This is a genomic window from Spirosoma areae (genome assembly GCF_054781775.1).
In genome coordinates, this window is sequence record NZ_BAAGTT010000040.1 from 261,045 (window position 1) to 277,269 (window position 16,225).

Below are 16,225 nucleotides of genomic sequence, written 5' to 3' on the forward strand. Positions count from 1 at the left end.
GGCCTGGGTCTGACGGTCTACTGCAAAATCCACATGGTGGCGTTGATATCATCATTGCCACTATACTGGCTGGTTAGCGCCGTTTTGAGATTGTCGCCGTTGGTTGTCCGTTCGTTCTGCGGATACAGCCACCGTTTTGGAATCCGACCGCTATTGCCCGTGCCCACACCCGTCAGAAAGGTAGGAACCCCCGTCCGGCGTTGATTATAGAACGCTTCCAGACCCGAATTCTGGAAGAAAGCAATGTATTTCTGGGTCAGAATCTGGTTGAGACCCGTAGCAGTGTTCCCGGCGTATTTTACCAAAGGCTGCGCCAAATAGTCGCTCATGCTCACTTTAACGGTATAGTTATCGAAGTTGGCAATGCCACCATCGCGCGAGAACGTGACCGTATTGTCACCATCTTTAAGGCCGTAAAAGCCCATCGACGCGGCAATGCCTTTCTGGTAAAAATCGTCGGCGTTGCCCGTGGCCCAGCCTCGATTAATGCCCTCGGCAATGTTGAACATCAGTTCAGGATACCCGATGATGAAAACAGGTTCGCCCAGGTAGGAGGTATAGTAGTGTTTCCGGTTCTGAAACGAGTACTCTCCTTTGAGCACTTTGGTGGCCATATCCTGCAAATCCTCGCCCGATGAAGCACCCACAAAGGCCGCATAATCTGTTGGTTTCAGACCGGCGGCTAACTTGGCCGATGCCGGTTCAGCGACGACAAATACGCGCGGATCTTTGCGCGCTACCAGCAGATCAACGTAGGTTTTGGCCATGTTTTCACGGGTAGCGTTCTGCCCAAAGTTATCCTGGTTGCGCGGGTATTTGCTCTGTGTGCTGTTATGGATAAACTGAAGGTTATCGCTCATACCCGTCAGTAAGGGATACTTCGTTACATTCCCGATCATGTCGGCAAACTTCTGTTTGATACCTAACTCGGTATCTCCCTCTTTCTTACTCAGGCTAATGAGCACCCGCAGGCGATAGGCGTTTACAACCTTCTGCCATTGCCGCAGATTATTATTGAAATAAAAATCGCCGTTCAGGGTGTTGTCGCCTTTGGTAATGATGGCCGCCATATCGGTATTTGCCTCGTCGAGCCATTTCAGAATCTGCACGTAAACGGCTTTCTGCGTATCGTATTTGGGAGCCAGGTTGGCCTGATCTTTCAGCGCATCGGTCAGTGGAATATCACCCACGCGCCGGGTCATATTTTCGTAGAAATACGCCCGAAAAAACTTACCTAATGCGGAGTAGGGATTCACATCGGCAGCGCCCGCCCGTTTAGCTTCTTCTTCCATTTTCAGGACGTCTTTCAGCGTGAAAAAATTCAGGCTCGTCGTCGTCCAGTTATAGTCGTTAGTAGCATAGTAGTCGTAATTACTGGCGTAGAACTGATTATAACGCTGTTCTGGCCCCCAGGGAGCGTTGGTGACGCCAGCAAAACCCGATGGGCTACCGCCACTGTTATACATATCGTTCAGGATACCCTTGAGCACCAGCGAAGCGGGCGCATTTACGGCCCGGTTAGGGTCTTTTTCGAGTTCATCGAACGATTTCTCGCAACTGGTGAGCAGCAGGCCCCCAAAAGCGAATAAAAAAACAAGTGTATGAATTTTCATGGTTGATAGTAGTTATCCCTCACCCCCGGCCCCTCCCGCAACGGCGGACCGCCGTTGCGGGAGGGGCCGGGGGTGAGAGGATTATTAAAATGTCAGATTCAGGTTAATTCCGTATCGGCGTGTGGTAGGCGTTTGCAAATCCGAACGTCCATTGGCCGTAAACTGGTCGATGTCGATGTCTTTCTTCTCGGCGAAATAAAGCAGGTTACGACCTACCAGCGAAACCGAAACCTGCTTGATGCCGATGCGGCTCAGTGTCGTGGCAGGCAGTGTGTAGCCAATGACTACTTCACGGAGTTTGGCATACGAGCGGCTAATGATGTTACCCCCGTCGAACCCATACCGTCTGGCAATGTAATCCTGCAGGAAGGCCTTCGTCGTGTTTGGCACAAACTGAAGTTCAGCGTAGTTGGTCACGTAGCCGTCCGCATCGTAATTGATTTGCGCGCCGTTGCTGACCTGAACGCCTTCGCCCAGATAGGATTTAATCCCTTTCGTGTCGTTCACGCGCGCAACACCCATATCCCCTTCAACGGTAGTGATGATGCGGCCACCGGCGTAGGTTTTTTGCTGTACATAGTCAGAGATAACTCCGCCCACGCGTCCGTCGAACTGGAAGCTAAACGTCAGATTTTTGTAGCTGAAGCGGTTGTTCAGGCCCCATACCCAGTCGGGATTGATATTGCCCACAAACTGGGAAACCGCCGTCCGAAGGGGCCGGCCACCCGCGTCGTTGATAATCTGACCATCGGGCGAACGCACAAAGGTGGAGGTGTAGTACTTGTCTGTCCGATCCCCAACTTTGAAGAACGTGTTCAGCGCCGTTACACCCGGATAAAACTCTTTGTACACTTCTTTATAGGTCGACCAGTTTGCCAGTACGCTCCAGTTCAGGCCGTTCGGGTTGCGGAGCACCTGCCCCGTCAGCGACAGTTCGACGCCTTTTTTCTGGGTTTTGATGCCGTTCACCAATACCGACGAATAGCCGGTTGTTTCGGAGATAGGCAGGCTGAAAATACGCGGCCCGTCATTGCTGATGTAATACGCGGCATCGAAAGCCAGCCGGTTATTCAGGAAACGCAAATCCAGGCCCACTTCGGCCTGCGACGTACTGTTGGGTTTGATATCCGGGTTGTTGAGCGCGTTGGTGAAATAAGCCGTCGAGGTGTTGTTGACCGTATAGGGCGTACCATACACGGCAGAATTCTGGTACGTTGGCCCATCGTATGACGACCGGTACTGTTCACCGTAGCCCAGCGGCCACGACGGTACGCCGATGGTCGATTGGGTCAGGCCATCCTTCACGTTGGCATACGAAGCCCGCACTTTCAGGAACGAAATGGCCTGGGGAAGCCGCAGGTAATCGGACAGAACCGTGCTCAACGCCACCGACGGATAGAAGAACGTATTGTTCCCCTGCGGCAGGGTTGAGAGTTTATCCACCCGGCCCGTTGTGGACAGCGTCACGAAATCTTTCAGGGTAAAGTCAGCCGAATAATAGGCCGACAATACGCGCATGTCGGCATTGTAGTTCGAGGCAATGACGTTGTTGAGCGAGTTGGCGAAGTTATACACCCCCGGTACGTTCAGGTAGTTGGTGGTCGTATAGTTCGAGTTGTAGTTGTAAATCCGCATGTTGCCCCCGGCAATGGCATTCACGTTCAACAACGGGCTAATCCGTTTGTCGTATTTCAGCAATAAATCCGTGTTGTTATCCAGCAAATTCCGGCGGTCTTCGCGGTAATCGCCTTTCGATTCTTCCCGGCTATAGCTTGTGGCTGAGTACGGGAACTTCTCGGTCCGCAGCAGGTTCCAGCTCGACACCTGCGTGCGTAGTTGCAGGTCCAGCCCGTCGGCAATGGTATATTTGAGCGATGTCTGCCCGACAATGTCCGTTTTGTAGTGCCCGCGCAGCCATTCTTTGGCCGTAAACCAGGGGTTATTATAGCGTTGGTATTCGGCGTAGATCTGCTGCGTACCTTCTTTGCCCGGTTGCCAGTAATTTTTGAGTTGGTCAACATCCCAGTCGGCTCCACCCCAGATTACGATGTTGTAAATCATGGAATTAGGACCGTAATCAACGTCGGGGATGTTGGGCGTGTACTGACGGTTCACCTGCACGTCGCCTTCAAACCGCAGCCGGTTCGAGAAATTATAACCTGTCGACACTTTAAAGGTCGTGCTGTTCAGCTTCGTGTTGGGCACCAGGCCGCGCTGGTAGTTGTGCGAGACCGAGAAACGCAGGTCATACTTCTCCCCCGATGCCGATACGGCCACGTTGTTGGTAGAGAGTATGCCCGGCTGCAAAAATCGCTTGAGGTTGTCTTTGCCCCGCGCTACCCAGGGCGTGCCAGTCCGCTTGCCCGTTACCGGATCGACCGGACTATCGTACTGCGGCAGCAGTTGACCCTCGAAACGGGGCCCCCAGATGTCGTAGTCGCCATCGTTTTTGCCGCCCCCTTTGCCATCAACGAATTCATAAACACCATGGTCGCCGGGGCCATATTCGTCCTGTACTTTCGGAATGGCCAGAAAACCATTGTCAACCATCTGGCTCGTGTTGACCTCCACGGCAAAGCCGCGTTTGTCTTTCGTGCCGCGTTTGGTCGTAATCAGAATGGCTCCGTTCTTGCCCCGGAATCCGTATAGAGCCGACGCCGATGCGCCTTTCAGCACCGAGTACGTTTCAATGTCGTCGGCACTGATGTTCCAGGTATCCGAGTTAATGGGCACCCCATCGACCACAAACAGGACGTCGGTATTACCACGCAGCACGATGTTGGGCCGACGCAGCAGTTCGGCTGAGGCACCGATGGTCAGACCAGCTACTTTACCAACTAATGAGTTCACGGCGTTTGGTTCACGGGCTTTGAGGAGTTGCGCCCCATCGACCGACTGAATCGAGACGCCCGTTTGCCGAATATCTTTCTTGATGCCGAGGGCCGTGACAACGACTTCGTTCAGCGTGCGGTCGCCCGCCAGCATTGTCACATTCAGCGTGGTGCGATTACCAACAGCGGCCTCCTGGGTAGCATAACCGATAAATGAGAACGTCAGCGTGCTGGCCGACTGTGCATTAATCGAATACGTTCCATCGGCGCGGGAGGTAGTCCCGGCATTTGTACCTTTCACCACGATAGACACGCCCGGCAACGGCTGGTTATCGTCGCCGGAAACAATCCGGCCCGTAATCGTTTGTGCCAGAGCCGACAGGCCAGGCAACAGGCAAAACAAAAACGCTCTGACAACGGTCAACCGCCACAATCGGCGCGAAGCACGGGAGGAGAGCGTTGAAGGCAGTAAATAAAGCTTCATACGTTTGCAGGTTAGTACTTCATGAGTAATTTTCTGCAAAAGTACGCGGAGCACGTTACCCCAATATTGACTGATTGTCAATGAATTATGAACAGATTTGACTATTGTTTACAGAAAGATAATGTAGTGTGCCAGAGACACAATCCCTTGCGTCTTATCCTACAAAAAACCCAGCCACTGCCGGATACTCGCTTCGGCATATCCCGCACCCGAACTCATGCCCTTGCCGCCAATGCCCGTGACGATGCGGATGTTCTCATCGACATTGTGCTCGAAAATTTCGGCTTTTGTCTGGCTGTAAAAACCCGCCCAGGTTTTTCTGACGGTTAACGGAAAAGTAACAATGCGCCGGGCTTCGGCCAGCATCAGGTCGTTAATGAAATCCTGCGTATGATAGCCTAAGTCTTCGGCTTGTGTTGCCCCGGCGTATTCGTGCGAATCCCCCACGATAATCGACCCATCAACGGCCTGCTTGAATAAAATGTGAATACCCCACTTTTTGAGTTCGGCCAGTTGGATAGGCGTCTCCAAAGAAGCATACGACGGGCATTCCTGAAAAGCTTCATACCGGCGAATCGTGAGGCCGGTCAGGATATTGCCCGGCAACGAAACGCCCGCAACCGGCTCCACCAGCATCATTTGCAGCTTACTGACAACCAGTTCAGCGTCGGCCAGCACCTCCGGGAACAGCAGCCGTACCTCATGCCCGCTACAAATCAATACCCGACTGGCCTGGTATCGTTGTCGGCTGGCCAGGGTTACAATGGCACCGGAGTAGTTGGACTGGCAGTCGATCACGGCTGAACCAGGCTGGTAATCGACTTTGTAGTTGCGCTGAACGTAGGCAATCAGCCGATGAATCATCTGCTCCGGCTCAACGCTCAACTCATCCGGGAAAAATAACCCACCCACCACATAGCTGGGTTGCAACGTCGGATACTTAGTTAGACACTGCGCTTTGGTCAGCAATTCGCAGGGGTATCCAATGCGCTGGTAGTGGTCGTGGAGTTCGTTGGCCAATGTCCATTCGTCACTATCCGACGCAATGTAGATGGTGCCATTGGCCCGCACGGTAAGGTCGGTTTCCTGCTGAATGCTGCGATAGATTTCCAGACTCCGACGCCCGTAGTCAAACCACCGCCCGGCCAGCCCCGAAGGCACTGCCTGCCCAAAATTCCGCACCGTTGCGCCAACCGGATAGCGGTCTTTTTCGAGCAGCAGTACCTGCTGACCGGCCTTTGCGGCATGATAGGCATGAAATGTGCCAAGCACACCCGCGCCAATAACAATCAGGTCGTAAGAGGGCATGAGGTTTCGAGTTCCAGGTTCCGTGTTTCAGGTTTCATCTCACAGCAGAACCTGAAACTACTTAGATAGTAACTAATTCCTGAGATTTTAAGAGGGCGGGCAGTTCCCGAAGCGAATTCAGCAGTAAATCGTGCGGATACGAATCTAACTGGTCGCGGGAGTGGGTGCCGTTGGTGATACCGAGGTTGAGCGCAACGCCAGCGGCCCGCCCCGACAGCAGGTCGGACGGGGTATCGCCAATGTTCACAACTGCTTTTGGGCTACTGACGCCCAGCACCTCAATAGCCCGCTCAATCATATTCGGATAGGGTCGCCCGCGTTCGACTTCATCGCTGGCAATAGATAATTGAATGAGGCTATCCGGTTTGCCCATGCGCTGCTCGTTGAGCGTGGCTAACCAGCCAAGTTTATCCAGAATAATATCGGCAACAACCCGGTAAAAACCCGTTGTGAGCGCAATGGCAACGCCCCGCTCCCGAAGCCAGGCAAACGTCTCCAAGCAACCCTCCGTGGGCGTTGCGCCGTGGGTTTGGTAATGATTTTCGAGTATCCGCCGAAACGTCGTATACGACAGGTCGACATGCTCAGTCAGGCGGGCGTTGTTTTCGCCTGACTGCTCCTGCCAGAGTGTCTCGAACACGTATCTTTTGGACAAGCCCTGCATGGCCAGAATCCGCTCGTCGGTCACGGACAGACCTGTTTCGGTGGCGGCTTCGGCAAAACACCGCTCTACTTCATGGTGGTCGGTTACGGTTGTACCGGCCATGTCAAAAACCACTAATTCAACCGGCATAAACAAATGATGACGGGGCTTCCCGCGCTGTTATGTATGATATAGGATATTGGATGCATGATTACGGACAGGATTCATACATCCAATATCCTATATCATACATAATCAATGGGCTGTAAAACAACCGATTATTTTGATACAGTCGATTAACCAGATGTTAAGAAAATAAGAAATTGAGTAACCGCTTATTGCGAAACACCTTCGCGCAGTTTGATGATCAGTTCGGTTTTCAAGTCGTGCAGGTTCTTTTCCAGGCCCACCGGGTAAGTATGCGGGTTCACAAAGCGCTTCACCCCCGGCTGCAGGCTTTTATACTATCCAGGCCCAAAAATGATTATTTTTGCAAAAAACACAAACGTTTATGCAACCGCTTAGTAATCTGCAATTAGAACTCTTAAACGTTTTTTCCAGACCTGTATCCGACGAGGACCTGTTGGCTATTCGTAGATTCTTAGCAAACTATTTTGCCGAAAAGGCAATGAACCTTGCCGATGAAGTTTGGGACCAGAATCAATGGACCGACGAGGACGCAGTTAGAATGATGAACGAACATCAGCGTACACCGTCAACATGATCAGAGCCGTCATCGATACCAATATTTTTTGGGTATCTGTCTCCCGGCGCTCATCGTCTCATTGGTTATTTGAGCAACTAATAGCTGGTGATTATACATTGGCTGTTACGACAGATATTTTACATGAATACGAGGAAATCATCGCTCAAAAAATGAATTCGGGTACCGCTAACTCGGTAATGGAGATGCTCGATTATTTACCGAACGTAGAGCCAATAACTCGTTACTACCGTTGGCACCTTATTGTTGCCGACCCTGACGACGACAAATTTGTTGACTGCACCATTGCCGCCAATGCAACTTGTCTTGTCACTCATGATAACCACTTTAATCTTCTGCGAAAAGTCGATTTCCCGCAGATCAACGTAATCGATTTAGTAACATTTAAGGAGCTGCTCACAAATCAGTCTTAATTTTTTATACCCTATTGCGAAACACCTTCGCGCAGTTTGATGATCAGTTCGGTTTTCAAGTCGTGCAGGTTCTTTTCCAGGCCCACCGGGTAAGTATGCGGGTTCACAAAGCGCTTCACCCCCGGCTGCAGACTGGCTAACTGCTCCTGCACCCGCGCCCGTACCGCATGAATATCAGGTACCGAATACACACAGTTACCCCGCTGGAAAACAGGCACTAACAAGTCTTCGTAAGGCTGACCAGCATCGAACCGACGGCGTTTGGTAAAATCCAGCGGATCAATCATCGTTGTTGGACCAACGCCCGGCGACTGGTGAACCGAGCCGTTCTGACCTAATGGCTGCTGAGGCCCACTCATTTCCTGATCGTAAATCATGTCGGCCAGAAAGCCCTGCTCGTCGCGGAAACGGCGCACCTGCTGAATACCGGGTGTCGAAATTTTAATGGCCTGTTCCGAGAGTTTCATCTTATAATCCCACGGCTCTGACTCGTCGTTGCGGAGGGCGGCCAGTTTATAAACGCCCCCCAGGGCAGGTTGATCAAACGCGGTGACGAGTTTTGTGCCTACGCCCCAGATGGTGATTTTGGCTCCCTGCTGCTTGAGACTGTTAATGATGGTTTCGTCGAGGTCGTTGCTGGCGATAATGGCGGTATCCGTAAAACCAGCCATATCCAGCAACTTACGGGCTTCGATGCTCAGATAAGCCAGATCGCCTGAGTCGAGCCGAATGCTCACTAATTTATGACCGCGCTGTTCTAATTTCCGCCCGGTTTCGATGGCATGCCGAACGCCCTCCAGCGTATCGTAGGTATCGACCAGCAGTGTTACGTTGTTGGGCAGCACCTCGGCGTAGGTATCGAAGGCCAGTTGTTCGTCGGCAAATGACATAACCCAGCTATGGGCGTGCGTTCCCCGAACGGGAATGCCATAGAGTTTCCCGGCCAGCACATTGGAGGTAGCATCGCACCCCCCAATGTAGGCCGCCCGGCTGGCTGTCATGCCGCCATCGACCCCCTGCGCCCGGCGCAGACCAAACTCCAGCAGCGTATCGGTTTCAACCACCAACCGCAGCCGGGCCGCTTTGGTGGCAATCAGCGATTCAAAATTGATCAGGTTGAGCAGGGTTGTTTCAAGGAGCTGGCACTGCAAAATAGGCCCGCGCACCCGCACTAATGGCTCGTTGGGGAAAACCACTGTCCCTTCCGGAATAGCCTCGATGTCGCAGGTAAGTTTCAGGTCTGCCAGATAGGCCAGAAAAGCTTCGTCAAACAGAGGCTGGCCATCGTTGCCGGTTAGGGTACTGAGGTAACGGAGATCTTTTTTTGAGTACCTGAAGTTTTCGATGTAGCCAATCACATTGGCCAGCCCGCAGGCAATGGTGAAACCACCGTTGAAGGGGTTTTTACGGAAATACAGATTAAAAACTGCTTCTTTCTCAGCCGTTTGGGATTTCCAGTAGCCATAGGCCATTGTTAGTTGATAAAGGTCCGTCAGCAGGCTCAGAGAGGTGTCGTACAGCTTGTTCGTCATGGTTTACGAAGGTAGTACATGAAGACTTCACAGAAAATTTATGTGAACAAAAACAAAAAACTGACTATTTTGGTCTGATAATTGTAAGGGGCTGTTTTGAACAGCCTCAACTTCTCGACATATCGACTAAATTCTATAGCCCATAGCCCGCCCACCATGCAGAAGTTAAGCCTGTCCCAATCCCTTCAGCAGAAGCTATCTCCGCAGCAAATACAGTTCATCAAGCTGCTCCAGATTCCGACCGCCGAGTTAGATACTCGTATTGAAGAAGAACTGGAAATAAACCCCGCGCTGGAAGAAGGCATGGACGAGGAGTACGACCAAAAGGAGGAAGACGATTCGTTTGATGAGGTGGAGGACTACAAAGAGCGCGACGATGACTTAGACATCGACAGCTACATTCAGGATGAAGATTATGCCGGGTATAAAATGCAGGGGGATGGCAACTACAGCGACGATGACCGCGACATGCCCTTAGCGACGGGTTCGAGCCTGACCGATGCGCTGATGCAACAGTTTGGCTACCTGAATTTAACCGAAACACAGCGGCTTGTTGGCCTGCAACTTATTGGCAGTATTGAGGCCGATGGGTACATTCGACGATCGTTGCAGGCGATTGTGAACGATTTAGCCTTCGCCCAGAATGTGTTTACAGACGCCGAAGAGGTTGAGGAAATTCTCCATAAAATCCAGTCATTCGACCCGCCGGGCATTGGCGCCCGCACCCTGCAGGAGTGCTTAATTCTGCAACTTCGCCGGAAAGATGCGTCCGACCCCTACAACATCCTGGCGATTCGCATTATTGAGGAGTTCTTCGATGAGTTTTCCAAAAAACACTACGATAAAATTCAGCGACGACTCAACATCAGCGACGCGTCGCTGAAGAAAGTCATCGATGTCATTATCAAGCTAAATCCCAAGCCCGGCTCCATTGATGGGGAGTCGAACACAGCCCAGTATCTGGTTCCCGATTTCATTCTGACCAACAGCAGCGGCAAACTCGAGCTAATGCTCAACTCGAAAAACGCCCCCGAATTGCGGATTAGCCGGTCGTTTGCCGATATGCTCGACACCTACGACAAGAGCAAAAAACAAAATAAGGGGTTGAAAGAAACGGTCTCGTTCGTGAAGCAGAAATTAGATGCGGCCAAGTGGTTTATCGACGCCATTAAGCAACGCCAGCAAACGCTGCTCAAAACCATGAACGCCATCGTTCGGTTTCAGTACGATTTCTTCCTGTCGGGCGATGAGTCGCGGCTGCGGCCCATGATTTTAAAGGACATTGCCATGCTGATCGATATGGACGTGTCGACCGTGTCGCGGGTGGCCAACAGCAAGGCCGTACAAACTGAATTCGGCATTTACCCATTAAAGTACTTCTTCTCGGAAGGAATTTCGACCGACACCGGCGAGGATGTCAGCAGCCGCGAAGTGAAAAATATTCTGCGGGATTTGATTGACGCCGAACCCAAGCTTCACCCGCTGTCGGACGATAAGCTCGAAAAAATCCTTAACGACCGGGGCTACAACATCGCCCGCCGAACGGTAGCTAAATACCGCGAACAACTTAACATTCCGGTGGCAAGGCTGAGGAAGCAACTTTAAAAATGAATAATGGAGAATGTACAATGCATAATGTCGCAACGTACTTTTGCACCAGTGTTCATTCTCCATTATTCATTCTCCATTGACTACCAGGCTTGCCCGCTTTCTTTCCGTTGCTTTCCATCCACTGCTGATGCCGACGCTGCTGTTCGGCCTATTGCTATTTCAGGTACCGGCTGTGGTGGGGATGGATGCCTTTTCCGCTTCACTGCGGTTTAGTCTGCTGGCGCTGATCTTCATTGGCACCTTTGGCGTACCGGCGCTGCTGATTTATTACCTCGTTCGCATTGGCTACGTTCGCAGTTTGCAGTTAGAGACCCTCGCCGACCGGCGTTTGCCGTATTTCCTGACGGCGTTGGTTTATACGTTTCTGGCTTATCTGTTCCGATTCCGGATGGAAGGTGTTTCGACCATTGCGCCTGAGATTGGCCTACTTCTTGCCAGCATTGCCGTTTCCATTCTCCTCGTGGGGTTCATCAGCCTGTCCTGGCAAATCAGCGCGCACAGTGTCGGCATTGGCGGTGTTGTGGGTGTTATTGCCAGCTTACTGCTCAAATTCAGCATAACTGAGTTATTTACGCCACTGCTCATCCTGGTGCTGCTCACCGGGTTAGTGGCCAGTGCCCGGCTGAAGCTCAACGCCCATACGCCCGCCCAGATTGGGGTAGGTCTGGCCCTGGGCCTTAGCGTGAGCATGATGGCGGTGTTTTGGTTCGTTTAATTTAGTTTCAGGTTCCAGTCAGACAAGATTCTTCCGGCGGACTCATAACCTGAAACCTGAAACTTATTTTCTATGTACAACAATCTTCTCTACGAGGTTACGAATGCCATTTGCCGCATCACCCTCAACCGCCCGCAGGTATACAATGCCCTAAGCCCCGGCCTGATTCGCGACATTACAACCGCCATTGAAGCCGCCGGAACCGACGAGCGGGTGCGGGTGGTAGTCATTACCGGTGCGGGCGACAAAGCATTTTGCTCCGGGGCTGATTTGAAAGAAGGTGTAGCTGCGGGCCTGTCGGCGGATGGAACGCTGAACCTGGGCGAGTCGCTGCGGACTACCTACCATCCCATGATTCGGGCCATTCGCAACCTGCCTAAGCCGGTTGTCGGTCGAATCAATGGCGTTGCTGCGGGTGCCGGTTGTTCGCTGGCCCTCGCCTGCGACGTGGTCATATGCGCCGACGAGGCTTATTTCAGTCAGATTTTTGTGAACATTGGCCTGATGCCAGACGCTGGCTCGACGTTTTTTCTGCCCCGGCTCATTGGTCCACAACGGGCATTCGAGTTATGCAGTACGGGTCGGCGCGTGTACGGCCCCGAAGCGGCTCAATTGGGTTTGGTGAGCCGGTCGGTTCCGGCGGCTGATCTGGATGCTGCTGTCGATAGCGTGGTCTCGTATTACGCTGCGGCTCCTACCCGCGCCATTGGAACCATGAAACAGGTGCTGAACCAATCGCTGAATTCTGATCTTGACCATCAGCTTGACCAGGAAGCTGATAATCAGGACGCATTGGGTCGCTCGACCGATGCGGCCGAGGGCATTGGCGCCTTTCTGATGAAGCGCAAAGCAAATTTTTCGGGGAAATAAATTGACAGGACCGGTTTTTCTCCCTACTTTTGCACTCCCAATTTAATGGATTGGGAAACGGAGTTATTCGCATTCGTAGCTCAATTGGATAGAGCACCTGACTACGGATCAGGAGGTTTGGGGTTCGAATCCCTACGAGTGCACATTGATTTCCTGGAAAGGCCTTATAAATCCCTGATTTGTAAGGCCTTTTAGTTTTTAGGTATAGTTAACCACACCCTGACGACCGTGCACGACTCGCCCATGAAGTCTTTAAACGAAATCGTTAGTGAATTTGATGACAGACATGTACATTACTGAAGACGGGTATTTGGAACAAGATGTAAGGAAATCATTACTCGATAAGCCTGCTATTCGTCGGATTAGGCTAAGTGATATACACGGAGTAGTGCTGTTTTACGCGACAGTGGGGGAAGAATGGTACGAATTCGGCCCCAAATTCACGGATGGAAAGATGGTCGACATTAAGCGTAGGACGAAAGTAACCCCAATCAATATTGGTGGATCTTGTTACTGGTCAGAGGAACTTCAAGACATTAAGTACACGAAAAAGAAGTAAACCCGTTCAGCGTCGATGGTTTACGCCAACGAGACTTTACACACTTATTAAAGGTTAATAACCATTATAATTTCAACTATTTTTATGGTAATAGACAAACTGCCGCATCAGGGTTATATCAGTTTGGTCAATATCAAAATCACTCCAGTAAACGAGAGCAATTAATGGTGAGGTTTGTACAATCTCGTACTGATCCAAGATGGCTTAGAATTAGGCAGGTATAATCTATTAACTAAGCTCAAACCGCTGGCTATTTCATCTTACCCAATTACATTTATTCCTTTTTGACAAATCTACACAATATATCAATTTGATACCCTTTTGATACCTTACCCTAACATGATAAGCTAATTAGCTGATTATGAGCTTAAATGAGCAGTGTCGTCCGGAGAGGAGAGAAGCCTACTGTCATTGTAAATGGTCATCTCAAACAAACATCAGTGGTTCATGAGAAGACTATAGATTACTCCATTAAGTGTCCGACTTAATGACAGACATAAACTGTTTTTATCCTAAATTGTGCCGTAGTTAACATAGTAGAGGATTATAGCACAGCAAGTCCATCAGCTTTGCCATTAAGCTTGTAGTAAACATCAACGGAAATTCATAGCCAAATACCTATGATTTTACCACGTTGGCTCAAAAGCAAATTTATACTGTTGCTCCTTCCAACAGCTTTTAGCCCTTTACTTAGTCAGGTGCAACCAGAGTATACCAGCAAGATAATTGCGAATGGAAAATTGAAATGGGAGGATTTTAGTGGTCCTGTCGATCCCACTTCGACATATGCTGCTACGACTCATTACCAGATTGTTTATACCTACAAAGTAATTTCCATAAGAGGAAGCGAGGTCAGCCTTAATTTGCAGGTGTCTACCCGGTTAAGAGGTAACTCTTGGGTAAAACCGACTCAGCGAAGCGATGAACTCTTAGCTCATGAACAAGGCCATTTTGATATTGCCCGGATACATGCATTAAAGTTCAAAAAGGCTATCTTATCAACAGTCTTACTGAAAGACACCTATAGGGAGAAAATAAATTTAGTCTTCCAGCTCCATCTAACCAACGCAAAGCTCATGGGTCTACAGTATGATGAAGAAACCAATCATTCTCTCAACAAATCTGAACAGAAAAAGTGGAGTCAAAAACTTAATGATTTGCTTTTAGAGCTATGAATTTGTTTACAAGAGTGTTTTAATTCTAGCTTTATTGCTGGGTATAGCTTAGCATAGTGCCACTTATGCAACACAAAGATCAACCGACTTTATGATTGAAATTACATTTAAATTCACAAAATCAGAACTCTACAAGGCATCAGTTGCGATTGCTCGCAGCCGCTCCATTATGAGAGTATATAGGCTTATAGGCATCATTTCGGTTATATCTGCTTTATTACTCTTGTCCAGTGATATAGCTAATACGGCTATACTCGCTATCACCTTTTTAATATGTGGATTATACCTAACATTTATAGTAGAGATTAGTAGTAAGCTTGTGGCTAAAAAATATATAAAATCAAAGGCTCAAATTACTGAGCAGGTTACTTATAGTTTTAATGAAAAAAGCTATCAGCTTACCGGAGACAGTTTCTTGACCCGTATGGACTACAATAAACTGTATGACGTGAAAGAGGTAAGCGACTTTGTTTTGCTACGGGTGACAGAATATGGAAGCGCACATACATTACCTAAACGGGCTTTTTCGGAAGACCAGTTTGAGCGTTTTAAAACCATAATAAGATCTGTGCAAAACCTCCGAGCAACGTTCAAAGAGTAGTATGCACGATATGATTAATTCGTTATTGACTTATTTTGAATCATTTTGACTATATAACTAATTTCACATAACATAAAATTAGTTACAACTAACACTAAAAAAATACAATGATTGGCCAATATTTTGACTGTCTATTTATTGTACTTTACCTTTTCATAGGTCAATAGTGCTCGTTCTTAGAGTAACCTTGTAACCAGCAGATACTTTACTGTTGAACGGAATTAAAACTGCTACGCTGCAATGCCAAGTTGTACCCTTCAGATAAAACCACTCTTACTAGCCCTATTAATATTTATAGCTGGCCAGGCACAAAGTCAATCAATCGTTGAACAACCAAGCCTTGCGGTTCGGAGGGGACTGAGTGGTGGTTTCGATTTAGGGGTTGCATTCAAGAGAAATTACCTCAACCCAAGCCTGGTTTATTATGAACTCACCAGTCTTACCAGAAGCAAGACTGTTTTTGTTGGCTGGACGGCACGAGTAAGCGCCTTCTATGGCAGTGAGGTGGACTACTATACCGCGCCCGCTCGGCTGACTCGTGTGGAGACTATTGACACCGTCAGCTTCGGGCGTCTGTCACAGACGTCACTAAATTTAGGCATTCGGGCCGAGTGGAATTTGGGTAGATTTCAGCTAGGAGCCAGCGTAGACTTGCTTGGCTTAACGTTTTTGGGCCGTTCCCGAGTTGGTAGGGTCTATTCATCTACTGGTCTTTTCAATCAAACCGATTCCCTGGATCAAACCATACAAAAGCCCTTTCAGGGGCAAGATGCCTTTCAGCCAGCATCGCCCACACGATTCAATGTGAGGCTTTTGGGCGATCATGATCGAGGCATGTTAACCACTGAGCTATATGCGCGTGTTTACCTGAGGGCTAATGTTGCTTTAAAAGTAGGGTATCAATGGTTGACCACCGAAATGGCTCTTAGCAATCGGGATCAAGTCGCTAACAATGAGCGTTTTCGCAACCGAGCAGGCTCAGCTTATGTGGCTCTGACGTTCCCACTAAATCCCTGGTAAAATTTAATTTTGAGCTTCTTTCCACAACAGGCTATAAGTAAAATTATTCATGGGCCTGTTGAATAACACTTCTTATGCTATGTGAATGAAGTTAGAAGTGTGTTAAGAAAACCACTGGAATCAGTA

At 49.6% G+C, this 16,225-nt stretch carries 12 protein-coding genes, 1 tRNA gene and 1 pseudogene; 8 read left to right on the plus strand and 6 right to left on the minus strand.

Translation table 11 applies throughout. The annotated features are described in order from the left end of the window. Nucleotides 1–17: 17 nt before the first annotated feature. The 5 genes and pseudogenes from ACYVI1_RS24630 to ACYVI1_RS24650 all read right to left on the minus strand — a co-directional run. Nucleotides 18–1,613 carry a SusD/RagB family nutrient-binding outer membrane lipoprotein gene (locus ACYVI1_RS24630; RefSeq protein ID WP_460913511.1) on the minus strand — a complete coding sequence of 532 codons (1,596 nt, stop codon included), beginning with the start codon at nucleotides 1,611–1,613 and terminating at the stop codon, nucleotides 18–20. Between the two features lie 84 nt (nucleotides 1,614–1,697). After that, nucleotides 1,698–4,928, minus strand: coding sequence for a SusC/RagA family TonB-linked outer membrane protein (locus ACYVI1_RS24635; RefSeq protein WP_460913513.1), 3,231 nt, complete (start codon nucleotides 4,926–4,928; stop codon nucleotides 1,698–1,700). A gap of 159 nt (nucleotides 4,929–5,087) precedes the next feature. Beyond that, complete coding sequence (locus ACYVI1_RS24640) at nucleotides 5,088–6,236, minus strand: TIGR03364 family FAD-dependent oxidoreductase (protein WP_460913514.1); 1,149 nt, start codon at nucleotides 6,234–6,236, stop codon at nucleotides 5,088–5,090. A 61-nt stretch (nucleotides 6,237–6,297) separates the two neighbouring features. Next, complete coding sequence (locus tag ACYVI1_RS24645) at nucleotides 6,298–7,029, minus strand: HAD family hydrolase (protein WP_460913516.1); 732 nt, start codon at nucleotides 7,027–7,029, stop codon at nucleotides 6,298–6,300. A gap of 185 nt (nucleotides 7,030–7,214) precedes the next feature. Next, nucleotides 7,215–7,334, minus strand: a pseudogene (locus ACYVI1_RS24650) (hypothetical protein); the annotation flags it as partial. 265 nt (nucleotides 7,335–7,599) lie between these two features. Here ACYVI1_RS24650 and ACYVI1_RS24655 point away from each other — a divergent pair. Beyond that, complete coding sequence (locus ACYVI1_RS24655; protein ID WP_460913518.1) at nucleotides 7,600–8,016, plus strand: putative toxin-antitoxin system toxin component, PIN family; 417 nt, start codon at nucleotides 7,600–7,602, stop codon at nucleotides 8,014–8,016. A gap of 11 nt (nucleotides 8,017–8,027) precedes the next feature. Here ACYVI1_RS24655 and ACYVI1_RS24660 read toward each other — a convergent pair whose 3' ends face one another. Further along, complete coding sequence (locus tag ACYVI1_RS24660) at nucleotides 8,028–9,548, minus strand: nicotinate phosphoribosyltransferase (protein WP_460913520.1); 1,521 nt, start codon at nucleotides 9,546–9,548, stop codon at nucleotides 8,028–8,030. 156 nt (nucleotides 9,549–9,704) lie between these two features. On the opposite strand from ACYVI1_RS24660, the gene rpoN reads away from it, so the two are divergent. The 7 genes from rpoN to ACYVI1_RS24695 all read left to right on the plus strand — a co-directional run bounded on the left by rpoN (nucleotide 9,705) and on the right by ACYVI1_RS24695 (nucleotide 16,099). After that, nucleotides 9,705–11,153 (plus strand): RNA polymerase factor sigma-54, encoded by a 1,449-nt coding sequence (gene rpoN / locus ACYVI1_RS24665; RefSeq protein WP_460913521.1) that lies wholly within the window; start codon nucleotides 9,705–9,707, stop codon nucleotides 11,151–11,153. A gap of 82 nt (nucleotides 11,154–11,235) precedes the next feature. Further along, nucleotides 11,236–11,874 carry a hypothetical protein gene (locus ACYVI1_RS24670; protein ID WP_460913522.1) on the plus strand — a complete coding sequence of 213 codons (639 nt, stop codon included), beginning with the start codon at nucleotides 11,236–11,238 and terminating at the stop codon, nucleotides 11,872–11,874. 72 nt (nucleotides 11,875–11,946) lie between these two features. Then, nucleotides 11,947–12,744, plus strand: coding sequence for an enoyl-CoA hydratase/isomerase family protein (locus ACYVI1_RS24675; RefSeq protein WP_460913523.1), 798 nt, complete (start codon nucleotides 11,947–11,949; stop codon nucleotides 12,742–12,744). Nucleotides 12,745–12,813: 69 nt separating this feature from the next. Continuing rightward, nucleotides 12,814–12,887 (plus strand) — tRNA-Arg (locus ACYVI1_RS24680). A gap of 1,036 nt (nucleotides 12,888–13,923) precedes the next feature. Next, nucleotides 13,924–14,478, plus strand: a complete 555-nt coding sequence (locus ACYVI1_RS24685) for a DUF922 domain-containing protein (protein WP_460913524.1) — start codon at nucleotides 13,924–13,926, stop codon at nucleotides 14,476–14,478. A gap of 91 nt (nucleotides 14,479–14,569) precedes the next feature. Then, the gene (locus tag ACYVI1_RS24690) at nucleotides 14,570–15,079 is read left to right on the plus strand and encodes a YcxB family protein (protein WP_460913526.1); all 510 of its coding nucleotides are present in this window, start codon (nucleotides 14,570–14,572) and stop codon (nucleotides 15,077–15,079) included. A 240-nt stretch (nucleotides 15,080–15,319) separates the two neighbouring features. After that, nucleotides 15,320–16,099 (plus strand): hypothetical protein, encoded by a 780-nt coding sequence (locus ACYVI1_RS24695; protein ID WP_460913527.1) that lies wholly within the window; start codon nucleotides 15,320–15,322, stop codon nucleotides 16,097–16,099. Nucleotides 16,100–16,225: the final 126 nt, after the last annotated feature.

Coding starts and splice junctions, on each gene's coding strand:
- ACYVI1_RS24630 (WP_460913511.1), bottom strand. CDS start 1,613: ATGAAAATTCATACACTTGTTTTTTTATTCGCTTTTGGGGGCCTGCTG.
- ACYVI1_RS24635 (WP_460913513.1), bottom strand. CDS start 4,928: ATGAAGCTTTATTTACTGCCTTCAACGCTCTCCTCCCGTGCTTCGCGC.
- ACYVI1_RS24640 (WP_460913514.1), bottom strand. CDS start 6,236: ATGCCCTCTTACGACCTGATTGTTATTGGCGCGGGTGTGCTTGGCACA.
- ACYVI1_RS24645 (WP_460913516.1), bottom strand. CDS start 7,029: ATGCCGGTTGAATTAGTGGTTTTTGACATGGCCGGTACAACCGTAACC.
- ACYVI1_RS24655 (WP_460913518.1), top strand. CDS start 7,600: ATGATCAGAGCCGTCATCGATACCAATATTTTTTGGGTATCTGTCTCC.
- ACYVI1_RS24660 (WP_460913520.1), bottom strand. CDS start 9,548: ATGACGAACAAGCTGTACGACACCTCTCTGAGCCTGCTGACGGACCTT.
- rpoN (WP_460913521.1), top strand. CDS start 9,705: ATGCAGAAGTTAAGCCTGTCCCAATCCCTTCAGCAGAAGCTATCTCCG.
- ACYVI1_RS24675 (WP_460913523.1), top strand. CDS start 11,947: ATGTACAACAATCTTCTCTACGAGGTTACGAATGCCATTTGCCGCATC.
- ACYVI1_RS24685 (WP_460913524.1), top strand. CDS start 13,924: ATGATTTTACCACGTTGGCTCAAAAGCAAATTTATACTGTTGCTCCTT.
- ACYVI1_RS24690 (WP_460913526.1), top strand. CDS start 14,570: ATGATTGAAATTACATTTAAATTCACAAAATCAGAACTCTACAAGGCA.
- ACYVI1_RS24695 (WP_460913527.1), top strand. CDS start 15,320: ATGCCAAGTTGTACCCTTCAGATAAAACCACTCTTACTAGCCCTATTA.